The sequence below is a fragment of the Pseudomonas sp. AOB-7 genome, from assembly GCF_003696305.1.
In the GTDB taxonomy this organism is placed as follows: domain Bacteria; phylum Pseudomonadota; class Gammaproteobacteria; order Pseudomonadales; family Pseudomonadaceae; genus Aquipseudomonas.
In genome coordinates this window covers 1-18,024 of the sequence record NZ_RFFK01000019.1, presented here as the reverse complement: position 1 = coordinate 18,024, position 18,024 = coordinate 1, and the positions used below count along the sequence as shown (strand labels likewise).

Below are 18,024 nucleotides of genomic sequence, written 5' to 3'. Positions count from 1 at the left end.
GCCGCGCGCCGGGCTATCCGCCGCACGCCCGTGGCCACGGGCGTGCTAGGGAGACGTCATGAGCTACGTGATCGACCGGCGCCTGAACGGCAAGAACAAGAGCACGGTAAACCGCCAGCGTTTCCTGCGGCGTTACCGCGAGCACATCAAGAAGGCGGTCGAGGAGGCCGTCAGCCGGCGTTCCATCACCGACATGGAGCACGGCGAGCAGATCAGCATTCCCGGCCGCGACATCGACGAGCCGGTGCTGCACCACGGCCGCGGCGGCAAGCAGACCATCGTTCACCCGGGTAACAAAGAGTTCACCGCCGGCGAACGCATCCCCCGCCCGCAGGGCGGTGGCGGCGGGCGTGGCAGCGGCAAGGCGAGCAACTCCGGCGAGGGCATGGACGAGTTCGTGTTCCAGATCACCCAGGAGGAATTCCTCGACTTCATGTTCGAGGACCTGGAACTGCCCAACCTGGTCAAACGCCACCTGACCGGCAGCGACACCTTCAAGACCGTGCGCGCCGGCATCAGCAACGAGGGCAACCCCTCACGCATCAATATCGTCCGCACCCTGCGCTCGGCCCATGCGCGACGCATCGCCCTGTCCGGCTCCAGCCGCGCCAAGCTGCGCGAGGCCAAGGCCGAACTGGAGCGCCTGCGCCGGGAAGAGCCGGATAACTTCGGCGATATCCAGGCAATAGAGGCGGAAATCGAACGCTTGAGCGCACGCATCCACCGCGTGCCCTTCCTCGACACCTTCGACCTCAAGTACAATCTGCTGGTCAAGCAGCCCAACCCCAGCTCCAAGGCGGTGATGTTCTGCCTGATGGACGTCTCCGGCTCCATGACCCAGGCCACCAAGGACATCGCCAAGCGCTTCTTCATCCTCCTCTACCTGTTCCTCAAGCGGAACTACGACAAGATCGAGGTGGTGTTTATCCGCCACCACACCAGCGCCAAGGAGGTGGACGAGGAGGAGTTCTTCTACTCCCGCGAGACCGGCGGCACCATCGTCTCCAGTGCGCTCAAGCTGATGCAGGAGACCATGGCCGCGCGCTACCCGATCAACGAGTGGAACATCTACGCCGCCCAGGCCTCGGACGGCGACAACTGGAACGACGACTCGCCGGTGTGCCGGGATATATTGATCAACCAGATCATGCCGTTCGTGCAGTACTTCACCTACGTCGAGATCACCCCGCGCGAACACCAGGCGCTGTGGTTCGAGTACGAGCAGGTGGCCGAGGCATTCGCCGACACCTTCGCCCAGCAGCAACTGGTGTCGGCGGCGGACATCTACCCGGTGTTCCGCGAGCTGTTCCAGCGCCGGCTCGCGACCTGAAGGAGGCGTGACATGAGTGCCAGCAGGAAGGAACGCAAGCCCATCTCCACCGGCTCGGAATGGACCTTCGAGCTGATCCGTCAGTACGACAAGGAAATCGCGCGCATCGCCGAGCGCTACGCGCTGGACACCTACCCCAACCAGATCGAGGTGATCACAGCCGAGCAGATGATGGACGCCTATGCCTCGGTGGGCATGCCGCTGGGCTACCACCACTGGTCCTACGGCAAGCACTTCCTGGCCACCGAGAAGGGCTACAAGCGCGGGCAGATGGGCCTGGCCTACGAGATCGTGATCAACTCCGACCCCTGCATCGCCTACCTGATGGAGGAGAACACCATCTGCATGCAGGCCCTGGTGATCGCCCACGCCTGCTACGGCCACAACAGCTTCTTCAAGGGCAACTACCTGTTCCGCACCTGGACCGATGCCAGTTCGATCATCGACTACCTGGTGTTCGCCAAGCAGTACATCATGCAGTGCGAGGAGCGCCACGGCATCGACGCGGTGGAGGAGCTGCTCGACTCCTGCCACGCCCTGATGAACTACGGCGTCGACCGCTACAAACGGCCCTACCCGATTTCCGCCGAGGAGGAGCGCAAGCGCCAGAAGGACCGCGAGGAGCACCTGCAGAAGCAGATCAACGACCTCTGGCGCACCATCCCCAAGAGCGCCGGCAAGCACAGCGACCAGGACAACAAGCGCTTTCCCGCCGAGCCGCAGGAAAACATCCTGTACTTCCTGGAAAAGCACGCGCCGCTGCTAGAGCCCTGGCAGCGCGAGGTGATCCGCATCGTGCGCAAGATCGCCCAGTACTTCTATCCGCAGCGCCAGACCCAGGTGATGAACGAGGGCTGGGCCACCTTCTGGCACTACACCCTGATGAACGACCTGTACGACGAGGGCCTGGTCACCGACGGTTTCATGATGGAATTCCTCCAGTCGCACACCAGCGTGGTCTACCAGCCGCCGTTCGACAGCCCCTACTACAGCGGCATCAACCCCTACGCCCTGGGTTTCGCCATGTACCGCGACATCCGCCGCATCTGCGAGGAGCCCACCGAGGAGGACAAGCACTGGTTCCCCGACATCGCCGGCAGCGACTGGCTGACCACCCTCAAGTTCGCCATGGCCAGCTTCAAGGACGAAAGCTTCATCCTGCAGTTCCTCTCGCCCAAGGTGATCCGCGACTTCAAGCTGTTCGGCATCCTCGACGACGACCAGAAGGACGAACTGCTGGTGCCGGCGATCCACGACGAGCCCGGCTACCGCACCATCCGCGAGCTGCTCGCGGCGCAGTACAACCTGGGCAACCGCGAGCCCAACGTGCAGATCTGGAGCATCGACCGCCGCGGCGACCGCTCGCTGACCCTGCGCCACCAGCAACACGACCGCAAGCCGCTGGGCGACTCCACCGAGGAAGTGCTCAAGCACCTGCACCGCCTGTGGGGTTTCGACATCCACCTGGAGGTGTGCCAGGGCGACCAGCTGATCACCACCCAGCACGTGCCGCCGCGCGGCGAGGCGGAGGGCGACGGCGACTACCCGCGCCTCGACCTGATCATTCCACCCATTTGATCGGTTGCCGGGCATGCGCCGCGCACTCAGCATCGGCGGCAGACTCCGCGAGACGCCGTGCATGCGTGTATTTCTGGTTTTCCTGCTGTGCCTGGGGCTGGCCACCTGCGCCAGCCATATCCCCCAGGCGCAGATCCTCAGCCCCGCCGACGCCGCGCTGGCCGGGCGCCACAGCTTCGAGCTGATCGACCCGCAGCACAGCCTGGCCGGCGAGCCGCCCTTCCCCGAGCGCTACCGCCAGCTGCCGCAGCTGCTGCGCCATGGCCTGTCGTCCCGCGGCTACCATGAAAGCCAGCAGCCGCAACTGCGCCTGTACTACTGGCTGGCGGTGCAGGACGGCCCGCTGACCTTCAGGGTCGACGTGCCGCCGCCCAACGCCCTTGGCCCCTACCAGGCGATCCATCGCCTGCGCGACGAAACCGGCACGCTGCGCCTGCGCCTCACCGACCTGGACCAGCGCGTGCTGTGGGAAGGGCTGATCAGCACCGGCCTGAGCCCGGCACGCGACAGCGCCGAACTGCTGGAACGTGCCGCCCAGGCGCTGATCGAGCAGATTCCCCAGGCCACGCCGTAGCCCGGAGGCAATCCGGCCGCGTAATCCCCGGAGTGCATCCGGGCTACCCCGCGCGGCCGGCCAGCCGCTATCCTCCGCACTCAGCGGAGGAACAACGATGCAGATCTACAAAGTCGGCGGCGCCGTGCGCGACCGCCTGCTCGGCCGCCCCGTCGAGGAAATCGACTGGGTGGTGGTGGGCGCCAGCGCCGAACAGATGCTCGAGCTGGGCTATCGGCCGGTGGGCGCCGACTTCCCGGTATTCCTGCATCCAGACAGCGGCGAGGAATATGCCCTGGCCCGCACCGAGCGCAAGAGCGGGCGCGGCTACGGCGGCTTCGTCTTCCACGCCAGCCCCGAGGTCACCCTGGAGCAAGACCTGATCCGCCGCGACCTGACCGTCAACGCCATGGCCGAAGACGACCAGGGCAGGCTGATCGACCCCTATGGCGGCCAGCGCGACCTGCAGGCGCGCGTGCTGCGCCACGTTTCCCCGGCCTTCGCCGAAGACCCGCTGCGGGTGCTGCGCGTCGCCCGCTTCGCTGCCCGCTATGCGCCGCTGGGCTTCAGCGTGGCGACGGAAACCCTGGCGCTGATGTGCCAACTGGCCGAGTCCGGCGAACTGGCCCACCTCACCGCGGAGCGCAGCTGGAAGGAAATCTCCCGTGCACTGCTGGAGCCGCGCCCGGACGTGTTCGTCCAGGTGCTGCGCGACTGCGGCGCCCTGGCCGCCCTGCTGCCGGAGGTCGACGCGCTGTTCGGCGTGCCGCAGCCGGCCGCTCATCACCCGGAGATCGACACCGGCGTGCATGTGCTGAGCGTGCTGCGCCAGTGCGCCGAACACGAGCAGCCGCTGACGGTGCGCTGGGCCTGCCTGCTGCACGACGTCGGCAAGGGGCTGACACCCGAGACGGAGTGGCCGCGGCATATCGCCCACGAGCCCAAGGGCCTGCGCCTGATCCAGGCCATCAACCAACGCTGCAAGGCGCCGCGCGACTGCGCCGAGCTGGCGCTGCTGGTCGGCGAATTCCACACCCACGGCCATCGCGCGCTGGAACTGAAGCCCTCGACCCTGCTGGAACTGCTGCAACGCTTCGACGTATTCCGCCGCCCGCAGCGTTTCGCCGAGTTCGTCGCCGCCTGCGAGATGGACGCCCGTGGCCGCCTGGGGCTGGAGCAACGCGAATACCCGCAGGCCGCCTACCTGCTCGGCGCCGCCGAGACGGCGCGCCAGGTGGCGGTCAAACCGCTGCTGGAAAAGGGCTTGAAGGGCGCGGAGCTGGGCGAGGCGCTCGCTCGCGAACGCCTGCGGGCGCTCAAGGCCTACCAGGATCAGCAGGCGCAGTAGCCCGGATGCAATCCGGGGCGGTTCCGGGGGCGAGTCCCGGATTGCAGCCGGGCTACGAAGAGCGCGTCCGCAACAGCGCTGCGGGCGTCAGCTCGACGCCGCGCCACTGGAAAGCAGCCGGCCACAGTTGCTGATCGATTTGCGCCGACGCCCACAACTCGGCGAACGAACGTCCATCCACCGGGTGCTGCAGCTGCGGCGCCAGCAGTGCCAGCGGCCAGAGCACGAAGGCGTTCTTGAGGATTTCCGCGCGCGGCAGCACCAGCCCGTTGAAGTTGCCGACCTGTTCGCCGTACAGCAGCACGTCGATGTCCAGCGGCAGGCCCCTGCGCTCCGGCGCGTAGCGGCCATTGTCGGCCTCGATGAACTTGAGCCGGCGGTCCAGCTCCAGCAGCGGCAGCTCGGTCTGCCCGGTCACCACCAGATTGAAGAAGTTGCCGCTCTTGATGCCCACCGCATGGCTCTCGAATACCGGCGAGCAGCGCATGTCGCCGAGCAGGTCGGCCAGCGCATCGAGCCCGGCGCCAAGGTGAGCCTCGCGCTCGATATTGCTGCCGAGGCCGAGGTAGACCCGAGTCAGAGGCATCCGCGCTCGATCTCCACGCCCACGCCGCCACGCGCGGCCGGTACTGCGCCGGGCTTGGTCAGCTTGAGGCGCATCCAGGGGATGTGGAACTCCTCCATCAGGGTCTGCACCAGGCGCTCAGCGAAGGTTTCCACCAGGATGAACTGCGACGCCTCGGCGAAGGCCTGCACCCGCGCGGCGACGCTGGCGTAGTCGAGCGCCTGGGCGAGGTCGTCACCGGCCGCGGCCGGACGGTTGTCCCAGCCCATCTGCAGGTCGAGACGCAGGCACTGGCGAATCTCGCGCTCCCAGTCGTAGGCGCCGATCACCGTATCGACCTCCAGGCCCTCGATAAATACTCTGTCCACCCGCACTCTCCGCGCCACGACAAGGGCGCCGCACCTCGTTAGAATCGGGCCACCCCATGCCCTGGAATGGCCACCATGTTCTGGCTTCTGGCGATCCTCGCCTACCTGCTCGGCTCGCTGTCCTTCGCCATCCTGCTCAGCCGCCTGGCCGGCGGCCCGGACCCACGCGCCAGCGGCTCGGGCAACCCCGGCGCCACCAACATGTTGCGCGTGGCCGGCAAGAAACTCGCCGGACTGACCCTGCTCGGCGACCTGCTCAAGGGCCTGCTGCCGATCCTGATCGCCAAACTGTTCGGCCTCGACCTGCAGCAACAGGCCTGGATCGGCCTGGCCGCGGTGCTCGGCCATCTCTACCCGCTGTACTTCCGCTTCCGCGGCGGCAAGGGCGTGGCCACCGCCGCCGGCATGCTGCTGGGCCTCTACCCGCCGGCCGCGCTGCTGGCCATCGGCGCCTGGCTGCTGGTGTTCGTGCTGACCCGCACCAGCTCGCTGGCCGCGCTGATCGCCACGCCGCTGACCCTGCCGCTGCTGGCCTGGCAGCAACCGGCGGCGCTGCTGCCGGTCTGCGTACTGACCGGGCTGATCGTCTGGCGCCACCGCGGCAACCTGCGCGATCTGTTCGCCGGCCGCGAGCGCCGCTTTTAAAGCGCCGGCAACGACTCCATCGGCCAACGCGCCTGCACCTTGATCGCCAGATCCTCGTGCTGCCCGGCCAGCAGCCGCTGGCAGCCGGCGTAGGCGATCATCGCGCCGTTGTCGGTGCAGAAACGCGGCCGGGCGTAGAACACCTTGCCCTTCAGCTCGCCCAGCATGCGTTCCAGATGCTCGCGCAGGGCCTTGTTGGCACTCACCCCGCCGGCGATCACCAGGCTGTTCAGCCCGGTCTGCTTGAGCGCGCGCTTGCACTTGATGGTGAGAGTCTCGACCACCGCCTGCTGGAAGGCCAGGGCGATGTCGCGGCGGGCTTGGTCGAGGTCGTCATCGCCGTCGCGGCACTGCTGCCAGGTGTTGAGGGCGAAGGTCTTCAGCCCGCTGAAACTGAAATCCAGGCCAGGGCGGTCGGTCATCGGCCGCGGGAAGACGAAACGCCCCGGCGTGCCCTGCTCGGCCAGCCGGGCGATCTCCGGGCCGCCGGGATAATTCAGGCCCATCAGCTTGGCGGTCTTGTCGAAGGCCTCACCGGCGGCGTCGTCCAGCGACTCGCCGAGCAGCTGGTACTGGCCGATGCCATCGACCCGCACCAGCTGGGTATGGCCACCGGACACCAGCAGGGCGACGAAGGGAAAGGCCGGCGGCTGCTCTTCGAGCATCGGCGCCAGCAGGTGACCTTCCATATGGTGCACGCCGACGGCCGGCACACTCCAGGCAAAGGCCAGGGCCTGGGCACAGGAGGCGCCCACCAGCAGCGCGCCGACCAGGCCGGGGCCGGCGGTGTAGGCCAGCGCATCGATATCGGCCGGCTCGCGCCCGGCCTCGTCCAGCACCTGGCGGATCAGCGGCAGCATGCGCTTGACGTGGTCGCGCGAGGCCAGTTCCGGCACCACGCCGCCATAGATGCGGTGCAGGTCGATCTGACTGAACAGCGCGTCGGCCAGCAGGCCGCGCTCGCTGTCATAGAGCGCGACGCCGGTTTCATCGCAGGAGGTTTCCAATCCCAGTACGAGCATGGAGCTTGAGCCTTGATTTGCCGCGGGGAACAAAGGCGCGCATGATAAGCGCCGCTCGGCGGAGCGGCTACTGCTTTTCGACCTAAGGCCTTTGCATTCCGCACGGCGAGGCGGTAACATCCGCAACCCTTAAAAACCGACGCAACCCGAGCCAATTTGCCGGGAACGCGTTCACCCCGGTAATTAATGAAGGTACGACCTGGATGCCAGCCGTCAAAGTTAAAGAGAACGAACCCTTCGACGTAGCCCTGCGTCGTTTCAAGCGCTCCTGCGAAAAGGCCGGTGTACTGGCCGAAGTTCGCAGCCGCGAATTCTACGAAAAGCCGACCTCCGAGCGTAAGCGCAAGGCTGCTGCCGCTGTTAAGCGTCACGCCAAGAAAGTGCAGCGCGAGCAGCGTCGCAGCGTCCGCCTGTACTAATCAGTACGCGCAACGCCCGAATGCCCGGCCTAGGCCGGGTATTGCATTTCAGGAAACTCCGCCTCGCCGTTCGGCGAATGAGCGGAGTTTTCTGCTTTCTGCCCGAGACTGTCCAGCCCCGCGCCACGACAGTATGCTGAGCACCCTATGGCCGGCCTGATTCCGCAATCCTTCATCGATGACCTGCTCAACCGCACCGACATCGTCGATGTGGTGAGTTCGCGCATCCAGCTGAAGAAGACCGGCAAGAACTACAGCGCCTGCTGCCCCTTCCACAAGGAAAAGACCCCCTCCTTCACCGTCAGCCCGGACAAGCAGTTCTACTACTGCTTCGGCTGCGGCGCCGGCGGCAACGCCCTCGGCTTCGTCATGGACCACGATCAGCTGGAGTTTCCCCAGGCGATCGAGGAACTGGCCAAGCGCGCCGGCATGGACGTGCCGCGCGAGGAAGGCGGTCGCGGGCGCACGCCGCGCCAGCCGGTGGACTCGCCGCTCTACCCGCTGCTGGAGGCCGCCGCCGAGCACTACCGCCAGGCGCTGAAGAGCCACCCGCAGCGCAAGTACGCGGTGGACTACCTCAAGGGTCGCGGCCTGACCGGCGAGATCGCCCGTGACTTCGGCCTCGGCTTCGCCCCGCCCGGCTGGGACAACCTGCTCAAGCAACTGGGCGGCGACGTCCTGCAGCAGAAGGCGATGATCGACGCCGGCCTGCTGATCGAGAACGCCGAGAACGGTCGGCGCTACGACCGCTTCCGCGACCGCATCATGTTCCCCATCCGCGACAGCCGCGGCCGGGTGATCGCCTTCGGCGGCCGGGTGCTGGGCGACGACAAGCCCAAGTACCTCAACTCGCCGGAAACCCCGGTGTTCCACAAGGGCCAGGAGCTCTATGGCCTGTTCGAGGCGCGCAGGCACAACCGCGACCTCGACGAGATCATGGTGGTCGAGGGCTATATGGACGTCATCGCCCTGGCCCAGCAGGGCCTGCGCAATGCCGTGGCCACCCTGGGTACCGCCACCAGCGAAGAGCACCTCAAGCGCCTGTTCCGCATCGTGCCCAGCGTGCTGTTCTGCTTCGACGGCGACGCCGCCGGGCGTAACGCCGCCTGGCGCGCCCTGGAGTCGACCCTGCCGAGCCTGCAGGACGGCCGCCGCGCGCGCTTTCTGTTCCTGCCCGAAGGCGAAGACCCGGACACCCTGGTGCGCGCCGAGGGTACCGACGCCTTCCGCGCCCGGATCAACCAGCACGCGCAGCCGCTGGCCGACTACTTCTTCCAGCAGCTGTCCGAAGAGGCCGACCCGCGCTCGCTGGAAGGCAAGGCGCACTTGGTCACCCTGGCCGCACCGCTGATCGACAAGATTCCCGGCAACAACCTGCGCGCTCTGATGCGCCAGCGCCTGAGCGAGATCACCGGCCTCTCCGGCGAAGCCCTCAGCCAGGTCGCCAGCGCCCCGCGCAGCCAGCCGAGCCACGCCAGCCCGGCGCCCGGCGGCGACTACCCGGACTACGCCGACATCCCCGACAGTGCCTTTTACGACGCCGCGCCGGATCTGGGCGGCTACGAGCAGCCGGCGTCCGCGCCGAGCTACGAACGCAGCACCGGCAAGGGCAAGGGTGGCTGGAAGAAGGACGGCGGCAAGTGGAGCAAGAAGGGCCAGGGCGACTTCGCCCCGCGCGCGCCGCGCACCGCGGTCAGCGTCGAATCGCCGCACCTCAGCGCCCTGCGCACCCTGCTGCACCATCCGCAGCTGGCGCAGAAGGTCGAGGACGTCAGCCACTTCGCCGACGAAGACGACACCTACGCCCAGTTGCTGGTGGCCCTGGTCGGCGCCCTGCAGAAAAATCCCGGGCTGCGTTCGCTGCAGTTGATCGCACGCTGGCACGGCACCGAACAGGGCCGTCTACTGCGGGCCCTGGCGGAAAAGGAATGGCTGATTTCAGCGGACAACCTTGAACAACAGTTTTTCGACACTATAACTACTCTTGCAGCCCGCCAACGCGAGCGCAGCCTTGAACAACTGCTGCGCAAGGCCCGTCTAAGTGAGTTGAGCGCAGAGGAAAAAGATCAGCTGCGCGCCCTGCTAAGCCGTAACGCATCACCAGTCTCCCCCTCCCCAACTGGCGCGTAAGGGTCTTAATCAGGTATAATCCGCGGCTTGTTTTCAGCCCGCCAAGACCTTCAGTGGATAGGGTGTTATGTCCGTAAAAGCGCAACAGCAATCTCGTTTGAAAGAATTGATCAGCCGCGGTCGCGAGCAGGGCTACCTGACGTACGCGGAGGTCAATGACCACCTGCCGGAAGATATTTCCGATCCGGAACAGGTGGAAGACATCATCCGCATGATCAACGACATGGGGATCAACGTATTCGAGAGTGCTCCGGATGCGGACGCCCTGTTGTTGGCCGAAGCCGACACCGACGAAGCCGCGGCCGAAGAAGCCGCTGCCGCCCTCGCCGCCGTTGAGACCGATATCGGCCGCACCACCGACCCGGTGCGCATGTACATGCGCGAAATGGGTACCGTGGAACTGCTGACCCGCGAAGGCGAGATCGAAATCGCCAAACGCATCGAGGAAGGCATCCGCGAGGTGATGAGCGCCATCGCCCACTTCCCCGGCACCGTCGACGGCATCCTCGCCGAGTACACCCGCGTCACCACCGAGGGCGGCCGTCTGGCCGAAATCCTCAGTGGCTATATCGACCCGGATGACGGCAGCGTACCCGACGAAGCCGCCGCCCCCGTCCCCGTCAAGGAAGGCGCCGCCGCCGCAGACAGCGACGACGACGAGGAAGAAGAGAGCAGCGACGACGAGGAAGAAGAAGGCGACGGCGGTCCGGACCCGGAAGAGGCGGCGCGCCGCTTCAATGCCGTGGCCGAGCAGCTGGACAAGGTGCAGAAGGCGCTGAAGAAGCATGGCCGTGGCAGCAAGCAGGCCACCGAAGAGCTGGCCGCGCTGGCCGAGCTGTTCATGCCGATCAAGCTGGTGCCCAAGCAGTACGACGCCCTGGTCAGCCAGGTGCGCGACGCCCTCGACCGCCTGCGTGCCCAAGAACGCGCCATCATGCAGCTGTGCGTCCGCGATGCGCGCATGCCGCGTGCCGACTTCCTGCGCCTGTTCCCGGGCAACGAAATCGACATGGCCTGGGCCACCGACCTGGCCAAGGGCAAGGCCAAGTACGCCGAAGCCCTGGGCAACCTGCAGGCCGACATCCAGCGCTGCCAGCAGAAGCTGGCCGACCTGGAAGCCGAGTGCAGCCTGAGCCTGGCCGAGATCAAGGACATCAACCGGCGCATGTCCATCGGCGAAGCCAAGGCTCGCCGCGCCAAGAAGGAAATGGTCGAGGCCAACCTGCGTCTGGTGATTTCCATCGCCAAGAAGTACACCAACCGCGGCCTGCAGTTCCTCGACCTGATCCAGGAAGGCAACATCGGCCTGATGAAGGCGGTGGACAAGTTCGAATACCGTCGCGGCTACAAGTTCTCGACCTACGCCACCTGGTGGATTCGCCAGGCGATCACCCGCTCGATCGCCGACCAGGCGCGCACCATCCGTATCCCGGTGCACATGATCGAGACGATCAACAAGCTCAACCGCATCTCCCGGCAGATGCTCCAGGAAATGGGTCGCGAGCCCACTCCGGAAGAGCTGGGCGAGCGCATGGAGATGCCCGAGGACAAGATCCGCAAGGTGTTGAAGATCGCCAAAGAGCCGATCTCCATGGAAACCCCGATCGGCGACGACGAAGACTCGCACCTGGGCGACTTCATCGAGGACAGCACCATGCAGTCCCCGATCGACGTAGCCACGGTCGAAAGCCTCAAGGAAGCCACTCGCGAAGTGCTGGCCGGCCTCACTGCCCGTGAAGCCAAGGTCCTGCGCATGCGCTTCGGGATCGACATGAACACCGACCACACCCTCGAGGAAGTGGGCAAGCAGTTCGATGTCACCCGCGAGCGTATCCGGCAGATCGAAGCCAAGGCGCTGCGCAAGCTGCGCCACCCGACGCGCAGCGAGCATCTACGCTCCTTCCTCGACGAGTGACAACAGAACCCCCGGCCCAGGCCGGGGGTTTTGCTTTAGCGCTGTCCCAGTCAGCTGTTGCCAGGGCTCCAAGCAAGGCTCGGGGGTCTTAGGCGGCGATCCGCCGTGACCCACGCCAGCCGCCATTGCCGGGCTAACGCCCAGCCTACGGGCCTTTGCCCCCATTCCCGAGCATTGATGCAGACATCGCCTCTGCTTTAGTGCGCAGGCAAACTGCCATCTATGCGGCAGCCGGTCTACACTGCGACAGGTACTGGTTCCGAAACGAGGCTGTTATGCCACGCTTGCCGGCCATTCTGTTGTTGTGCCTGGCGTACTGGACGACCCCGGCCTCGGCTCTGACCCTCAGCGAGGAGGAACGCCGCTGGCTGGCGGCCCATCACGAGCTGCGCCTGGGCGTCGATGCCTCCTGGCCGCCCTTCGAATTCCGCGATGATCAGGGTCAGTACCAGGGTCTGGCCGCCGACTACGTGCGGCTGATCGAAAGCCGCCTGGGCGTACGCCTGCAGCCGGTCGAGCCGAGCAGCTGGAGCGAAGTGCTGGCGCAGGCCCGCGCCGGCGAAATCGACCTGCTGCCCGGCATCATGTCGACCCCGGAACGCCAGACCTACCTGGCCTTCACCCGCCCCTACCTGGATTTCCCCATCGTCATCCTGGCCCGCAACGGCGGCCCACAACCCAGGCACATGGACGACCTCTACGGCCTGAAGGTCGCCGTGGTGGCCAACTACGCGCCGCACGAGCTGCTGCGCCAGCGCCACCCCGACCTCAACCTGCAGCCGCTGCCCAGCGTCGCCGCGGCCCTGCAGGCGCTGGCCACCGGCCAGGCCGACGCCCTGGTCGGCGACCTCGCCTCCAGCGTCTGGAGCCTGCGCCAGCTCAAGCTCGACGGCCTGTTCATCAGCGGCGAAACGCCCTACCGCTACCAGCTGGCCATGGCCACCCCGCGCGACCAGCCGGTGCTGATCGGCATCCTCGACAAGCTGTTCGCCGAACTCAGCCCCAGCGAGATCGCCGTGCTCCAGGCGCCCTGGGTCGGCGGCGTGCTGGATCGCCGCAGCATCTGGCGCGAGGTGCTGCTCTACGGCCTGCCGGCGCTGCTCGGCCTGCTGGCGGTGATCGCGATCATCCTGCGCATCAACCGCCGCCTGCACAGCGAGATGCAGCGCCGCGCCGAGCTGGAACAGGAGCTGCGCAGCCGCGAGCAGCACTTCCGCGACCTGGTGGAAAGCCTCTCGGCCATCGCCTGGGAGGCCGAGCCGGGCGACCTGCGCTTCACCTACGTCTCGCCGCATGCCGAGAAGCTGCTCGGCTACCCGCAAGGCGACTGGCTGCAGCCGGGCTTCTGGCAGCAGCACCTGCACCCGGACGACCACCAGCGCACCCTGCGCCAGTGCCTGGAGCACTGCAGCGCCGGCCAGGATCATGTTCTCGAATACCGTCTGCAGGCCGCCGACGGCCGCAGCGTGTGGGTGCGCGACATCATCACCCTGCTGCAGCGCGGCGAACGCCAGGTGGTGCGCGGCCTGATGATCGACATCAGCGAGACCAAGCAGACCGAGCAGGCGCTGCGCCTGTCGGAACAGAAGTTCGCCTCGGTGTTTCAGCAGTGCCCGGACATCCTGGTCATCGCCCGCCGCGCCGACGGCGTGCTGCTCGAGGTCAACGCCGCGTTCACCGAGCAGACCGGCGTCAGCGTCGAACGGGCGATCGGCAAGACCGCCACCGAACTGGACATCTGGGGCGTGCCCGGCATCGGCCCGAACCTGCTGCTGCGCCTGCAGAACGAGACCCTGCGCAACCTCGAGCTGCCCTTCCGCCGCGCCGACGGCAGCCTGTTCACCGGGCTGATCTCGGCCGAGGCCTTCCAGCTCGCCGACACCCCCGCGCTGGTGGTGGTGGTGCGCGACATCAGCCAGCTCAAGGCCACCCAGGAGCAGCTGCAGATTTCCGAGGAGAAGTTCGCCAAGGCCTTCCACGCCTCGCCCGACGGCCTGCTGATCACCCGCCTGCGCGACGGCCTGCTGGTCGAAGCCAACGAGGGCTTCAGCCGCATCACCGGCTACCGCCTCGACGAGATCGCCGAGCAGAGCACCCTGAGCCTGGGCATCTGGGCCGACCCGCGGGATCGCCAGCGCCTGGTCGACGCCATCCGCCTGCGCGGCCGGGTGCGCGAGATGATCGCCCCGGTGCGCACCAAGGACGGCCAGCTGCGCCTGTGCGAGCTGTCGGCGCAGCCCTTGCCGATCGGCGGCGAAGACTGCCTGCTGACCATCGCCCGCGACATCACCGAGCGCCAGCAGATGCAGGAGGAACTGCAGCAGGCCGCCACCGTGTTCGAGAGCACCGCCGAAGGGGTGATGATCACCGACCTGGAGCAGCGCATCACCGCGGTCAACCGCGCCTTCACCCAGATCACCGGCTACGCCGAGGCCGAGGCGCTCGGCCAGCGCCCCAGCCTGCTCGCCTCCGGCCAGCATGACAGCGCCTTCTACGCCGCCATGTGGCACAGCCTGGCGGCCAACGGCCACTGGCAGGGCGAGATCTGGAACCGGCGCAAGAACGGCGAGCTCTACCCCGAATGGCTGACCATCAGCGCGGTGCGCAACGCCGAGGACCGGGTCACCCACTTCGTCGGGGTGTTCGCCGACATCTCCAGCCTCAAGCACGCCCAGGCCCGCCTCGACCACCAGGCCCACCACGACCCGCTGACCGGCCTGCCCAACCGCCTGCTGTTCGAGAACCGCCTGCGCAGCGCGCTGGAGGGCTCGCGCGCCGACGACCAGCTGGGCGCCGTGCTGTTCCTCGACCTCGACCGCTTCAAGCAGATCAACGACAGCCTCGGCCACCCGGTCGGCGACCTGCTGCTCAAGGCCATCGCCGAGCGCCTCAAGCTGCAGCTGCGCGACATCGACACCGTGGCCCGCCTCGGCGGCGACGAATTCATCATCCTGCTGCCCGGCCTGCACCAGCCGCAGGACGCCGAACAGGTCGCGCAGAAGCTGCTGGAGTGCTTCGCCGCACCCTTCCAGATCGACAACCACGAGTTCTTCATCAGTGCCAGCATCGGCATCAGCCTCTACCCCAAGGACGGCGCCGACGTCGCCACCCTGGTGAAGAACGCCGACGCCGCCATGTACCAATCCAAGGCCAAGGGGCGCAATCGCAGCGAACGCTACACCCGCTCGCTGACCTTCCAGGTCAACGAGCGCATGGCCATGGAACAGGAACTGCGCCGCGCCCTGGAGCGCGACGAGCTGTGCCTCCATTACCAGCCAAAACTCTGCCTGCGCAGCCAGCGCCTGGTCGGCGCCGAGGCCCTGGTGCGCTGGCCGCACCCGGTGTTCGGCGACATCCCGCCGGATCGCTTCATCCCGGTGGCCGAGGAAAGCGGACTGATCCTGCCGCTGGGCGACTGGGTGCTGCAGCAGGCCTGCCGCCAGCTGCAGCACTGGCAGGAGGAACACGGCAGCTTCGGCCCGCTGTCGGTCAACCTGGCCGGCGCCCAACTGCACCAGGCCAACCTGCTCGCACGCATCGACGAACTGCTGCAACAGCACGGCCTGGCGCCGCAGCGGCTGCAGCTGGAGATCACCGAAAACTTCATCATGAACCAGGCCGAGGAAGCACTGGGCATCCTCCACCAGCTCAAGCAGCTTGGCGTGCAACTGGCCATCGACGACTTCGGCACCGGCTACTCCTCGCTCAGCTACCTCAAGCGCCTGCCGCTGGACGTGCTGAAGATCGACCAGTCCTTCGTCCGCGGCCTGCCGGACGACCCACACGACCTGGCGATCACCCGCGCCATCATCGCCCTGGGCCACAGCATGCAGCTGACGGTGATCGCCGAAGGGGTGGAAACCAAGGCCCAGGAGCTCTGCCTGGCCGCCGAGGGTTGCCTGCAGATCCAGGGCTACGTGGTCAGCCGCCCCCTGCCCGCCGACGCCTTCGCCCGCAAGTTTCTCTCGCCCGGTCACGCGGTTGGCACTGGCGAGAGCGCGCCGGTATAATCCGCCGGCCTTCTGGGGGCCTATAGCTCAGTTGGTTAGAGCACTCGACTCATAATCGATTGGTCGCAGGTTCAAGTCCTGCTGGGCCCACCACCTTCAAAGCCGCGCATTGCGCGGCTTTCGTGTTTCTGGCCCACCAGGCGGCCACGAGTCACCGCGGTACGACGCATTCACGCTACGCGGGCCTGCTTGCAGCGCCTTGCTGCGCCAGCCTACAGAACCGAAACGTGAGCGAATGCAGCGCATGATTCGGCTCACCAGGTGAGCCGAACAGCATTCCTAATCGGCTCACACGGGGATGACCGCCGGCGACAGGCTCCCTCACACCGCCACGGATACAGCGTGCCACCTGAGCCCTGACGACCCGCCGCATCGCACTCGCCGGCCATAGGACAATGGTCGCGCCCCCTTGAGCCATACAAAGCAATTAGCCATTATCCAGGGCAGTGCCAGGCGCCTGGATTTCGGCACGCCTGCTCGCCCGACCCTCAAGCGGCTTTGCTCAAGGAAGAAAAATGGATTACAGCCCGATAGTCGCCCAGGTCTGGGGCATGCTGAGCTGGTTCATCCCGGCAGCCCTGCTGATCGGCCTGCTCAAGTCGCCCTGGGCCAAGGGCCAGATCGGCGAGCTGCTGGTGCGGCTGTTCGCCCACTGGCAGCTGGACCAGCAGACCTACCGCCGCCTGCACAACGTCACCCTGAACACCCCGGACGGCACCACGCAGATCGACCACGTCTTCCTCTCGCCCTACGGCATCTTCGTGCTGGAAACGAAGAACATGAGCGGCTGGATCTTCGGCAGCGAGAAGCAGCCACAGTGGACGCAGAAGCTCTACAAACGCACCTTCAAATTCCAGAACCCGCTACGGCAGAACTACAAGCACCTCAAGGCCCTGGAAGCCACCCTGGGCGTCAGCCCCGAGCACCTGCACTCGGTCATCACCTTCGTCGGCGGCAGCACCTTCAAGACCGAGATGCCGGCCAACGTCACCCAGGGCATCGGCTTTATCCGCTATATCCAGTCATTCCAGCAGCCGGTATTCAGCGCGGCCGAAGTCGACGCCATGCTGCAGGCCCTGCAAAGCGGCCGCCGCTCGCCGACCCTCGCCACCCATCGCGAGCATGTACAAAACCTCAAGCGCCGCAGCGATCCGACGGCCGAACGGCAATGCCCGAAGTGCGGCAGCGCGCTGCTGATACGCACCGTGAAATCGGGGGCGAAGGCGGGGCAGCAGTTTTGGGGGTGTTCGGCGTTTCCCAAGTGCCGAACCATGCAGAGCCTTTAATACTCATCCATCGATACGCAGGACGCTCATCATGCAATCAAGCAAAACCTGGCTGCTGGCCATTGCCGTTACCACGCTCAGCGTTGGCATACACGCAGCAGACGATGGCTACAGCACGACCTATACCGCCTGCATGGACGAGTCCGGCGGCGTGACGATGAATATGCTCGATTGCATGGGCAGCGAGACGGAACAGCAAGACGCCCGCCTGAACCAGAATTACAAAGCCGCCATGCAGGCGCTAACACCCACCCAGCAAACACAACTGCGCGACGCGCAGCGGCTATGGATCAAATTCCGCGATGCCGATTGCGCCCTGCTTGGCAGTTTGACTGGCGGCACCATCGACAGCGTCAACAGTGCCTCATGCTTTCTGGATATGACCAAGAAGCGCGCCGATGACCTCGCCTGGCTCGCCAAGCAAGACCAATAGCTGCATCACTCAGCACCTGGAGCCACGATGTCCGTTCCAACCTACGACCAGTTTATTGAGCCGATCCTGCGCTACCTGGCCGCAACCCCCGAAGGCGCGTCAGCACGTGACGCCCATGAAGCCGCTGCCGATGCGCTGAACCTGTCGGAAGCGCAGCGCCAAGAGCTGATTGCCAGCGGCCAAGCCACCTACAAGAACCGCGCAGGCTGGGCCCATGACCGCCTCAAGCGCGCCGGCCTGTCCAGCAGCGCCAAACGTGGCTACTGGAAGCTGACTGACGCAGGCATTACCTATGCCGTCCAGCACCCCGCCCCTCTGACTGCGGATAAGGTCGAACAGCTCGCCATCGGTTTTATGAATGTAAAACTCAAGACCCCGACAGATGCTGTACCATGGTCTGCCCCGGAACTGGTGGACAGGTA

At 66.3% G+C, this 18,024-nt stretch carries 15 protein-coding genes and 1 tRNA gene; 13 read left to right on the top strand and 3 right to left on the bottom strand.

The features are described from left to right. The first annotated feature begins 58 nt into the window (after window positions 1-58). The 4 genes from EA796_RS21620 (at window position 59) to EA796_RS21605 (ending at window position 4,809) form a co-directional block, all read left to right on the top strand. On the top strand, window positions 59-1,330 hold the full coding sequence (locus tag EA796_RS21620) for a YeaH/YhbH family protein (protein WP_122110114.1): 1,272 nt from the start codon (window positions 59-61) through the stop codon (window positions 1,328-1,330). Between the two features lie 12 nt (window positions 1,331-1,342). Next, a complete protein-coding gene (locus EA796_RS21615) occupies window positions 1,343-2,908 on the top strand; it encodes a SpoVR family protein (RefSeq protein ID WP_021444787.1) in 1,566 nt (521 codons plus the stop codon). A gap of 61 nt (window positions 2,909-2,969) precedes the next feature. Further along, window positions 2,970-3,482, top strand: coding sequence for a DUF4136 domain-containing protein (locus tag EA796_RS21610; protein ID WP_122110113.1), 513 nt, complete (start codon window positions 2,970-2,972; stop codon window positions 3,480-3,482). A 97-nt stretch (window positions 3,483-3,579) separates the two neighbouring features. Beyond that, entirely contained in the window at window positions 3,580-4,809 is a 1,230-nt protein-coding gene (locus EA796_RS21605) for a multifunctional CCA addition/repair protein (protein WP_122110112.1), read from the top strand. Between the two features lie 52 nt (window positions 4,810-4,861). Here EA796_RS21605 and folK read toward each other — a convergent pair whose 3' ends face one another. Both folK and folB read right to left on the bottom strand, forming a co-directional pair. Further along, window positions 4,862-5,395 carry a 2-amino-4-hydroxy-6-hydroxymethyldihydropteridine diphosphokinase gene (gene folK, locus EA796_RS21600; RefSeq protein WP_122110111.1) on the bottom strand — a complete coding sequence of 178 codons (534 nt, stop codon included), beginning with the start codon at window positions 5,393-5,395 and terminating at the stop codon, window positions 4,862-4,864. After that, window positions 5,386-5,742 carry a dihydroneopterin aldolase gene (folB, locus tag EA796_RS21595; RefSeq protein ID WP_021444791.1) on the bottom strand — a complete coding sequence of 119 codons (357 nt, stop codon included), beginning with the start codon at window positions 5,740-5,742 and terminating at the stop codon, window positions 5,386-5,388. The genes folK and folB overlap by 10 nt, the downstream gene beginning before the upstream one ends. 75 nt (window positions 5,743-5,817) lie before the next feature. Between folB and plsY the strand changes: the two genes are divergently transcribed. Further along, window positions 5,818-6,387: a glycerol-3-phosphate 1-O-acyltransferase PlsY gene (gene plsY, locus EA796_RS21590; RefSeq protein ID WP_122110110.1), complete on the top strand. Its 570-nt coding sequence runs from the start codon at window positions 5,818-5,820 to the stop codon at window positions 6,385-6,387. Here the strand turns inward: plsY and tsaD are convergent. Then, on the bottom strand, window positions 6,384-7,409 hold the full coding sequence (gene tsaD, locus EA796_RS21585) for a tRNA (adenosine(37)-N6)-threonylcarbamoyltransferase complex transferase subunit TsaD (RefSeq protein WP_122110109.1): 1,026 nt from the start codon (window positions 7,407-7,409) through the stop codon (window positions 6,384-6,386). The genes plsY and tsaD overlap by 4 nt on opposite strands. 203 nt (window positions 7,410-7,612) lie before the next feature. Between tsaD and rpsU the strand changes: the two genes are divergently transcribed. The 8 genes from rpsU to EA796_RS21545 all read left to right on the top strand — a co-directional run. After that, entirely contained in the window at window positions 7,613-7,828 is a 216-nt protein-coding gene (rpsU, locus tag EA796_RS21580; protein WP_003296736.1) for a 30S ribosomal protein S21, read from the top strand. A 147-nt stretch (window positions 7,829-7,975) separates the two neighbouring features. Further along, window positions 7,976-9,958 (top strand): DNA primase, encoded by a 1,983-nt coding sequence (gene dnaG, locus EA796_RS21575; RefSeq protein ID WP_122110108.1) that lies wholly within the window; start codon window positions 7,976-7,978, stop codon window positions 9,956-9,958. 67 nt (window positions 9,959-10,025) lie between these two features. Next, entirely contained in the window at window positions 10,026-11,873 is a 1,848-nt protein-coding gene (gene rpoD, locus EA796_RS21570; protein WP_031303673.1) for an RNA polymerase sigma factor RpoD, read from the top strand. Window positions 11,874-12,148: 275 nt separating this feature from the next. Continuing rightward, window positions 12,149-15,883, top strand: a complete 3,735-nt coding sequence (locus EA796_RS21565) for a bifunctional diguanylate cyclase/phosphodiesterase (RefSeq protein ID WP_122110107.1) — start codon at window positions 12,149-12,151, stop codon at window positions 15,881-15,883. 16 nt (window positions 15,884-15,899) lie between these two features. Further along, window positions 15,900-15,976 (top strand) — tRNA-Ile (locus EA796_RS21560). Between the two features lie 422 nt (window positions 15,977-16,398). Continuing rightward, the gene (locus tag EA796_RS21555; protein WP_122110106.1) at window positions 16,399-17,169 is read left to right on the top strand and encodes a nuclease-related domain-containing protein; all 771 of its coding nucleotides are present in this window, start codon (window positions 16,399-16,401) and stop codon (window positions 17,167-17,169) included. A 31-nt stretch (window positions 17,170-17,200) separates the two neighbouring features. Next, window positions 17,201-17,602: a lysozyme inhibitor LprI family protein gene (locus tag EA796_RS21550; protein WP_178082593.1), complete on the top strand. Its 402-nt coding sequence runs from the start codon at window positions 17,201-17,203 to the stop codon at window positions 17,600-17,602. 27 nt (window positions 17,603-17,629) lie between these two features. Next, a partial coding sequence (locus EA796_RS21545; protein WP_305956004.1) for a winged helix-turn-helix domain-containing protein occupies window positions 17,630-18,024 on the top strand: 395 nt, incomplete at its 3' end.

Bases quoted from the DNA above. Each gene is read 5' to 3' on its own strand.
- EA796_RS21555 (WP_122110106.1), top strand. From the start codon at position 16,399: ATGGATTACAGCCCGATAGTCGCCCAGGTCTGGGGCATGCTGAGCTGG.
- EA796_RS21605 (WP_122110112.1), top strand. From the start codon at position 3,580: ATGCAGATCTACAAAGTCGGCGGCGCCGTGCGCGACCGCCTGCTCGGC.
- EA796_RS21610 (WP_122110113.1), top strand. From the start codon at position 2,970: ATGCGTGTATTTCTGGTTTTCCTGCTGTGCCTGGGGCTGGCCACCTGC.
- EA796_RS21615 (WP_021444787.1), top strand. From the start codon at position 1,343: ATGAGTGCCAGCAGGAAGGAACGCAAGCCCATCTCCACCGGCTCGGAA.
- EA796_RS21620 (WP_122110114.1), top strand. From the start codon at position 59: ATGAGCTACGTGATCGACCGGCGCCTGAACGGCAAGAACAAGAGCACG.
- EA796_RS21565 (WP_122110107.1), top strand. From the start codon at position 12,149: ATGCCACGCTTGCCGGCCATTCTGTTGTTGTGCCTGGCGTACTGGACG.
- plsY (WP_122110110.1), top strand. From the start codon at position 5,818: ATGTTCTGGCTTCTGGCGATCCTCGCCTACCTGCTCGGCTCGCTGTCC.
- rpsU (WP_003296736.1), top strand. From the start codon at position 7,613: ATGCCAGCCGTCAAAGTTAAAGAGAACGAACCCTTCGACGTAGCCCTG.
- dnaG (WP_122110108.1), top strand. From the start codon at position 7,976: ATGGCCGGCCTGATTCCGCAATCCTTCATCGATGACCTGCTCAACCGC.
- EA796_RS21550 (WP_178082593.1), top strand. From the start codon at position 17,201: ATGCAATCAAGCAAAACCTGGCTGCTGGCCATTGCCGTTACCACGCTC.
- folK (WP_122110111.1), bottom strand. From the start codon at position 5,395: ATGCCTCTGACTCGGGTCTACCTCGGCCTCGGCAGCAATATCGAGCGC.
- rpoD (WP_031303673.1), top strand. From the start codon at position 10,026: ATGTCCGTAAAAGCGCAACAGCAATCTCGTTTGAAAGAATTGATCAGC.
- tsaD (WP_122110109.1), bottom strand. From the start codon at position 7,409: ATGCTCGTACTGGGATTGGAAACCTCCTGCGATGAAACCGGCGTCGCG.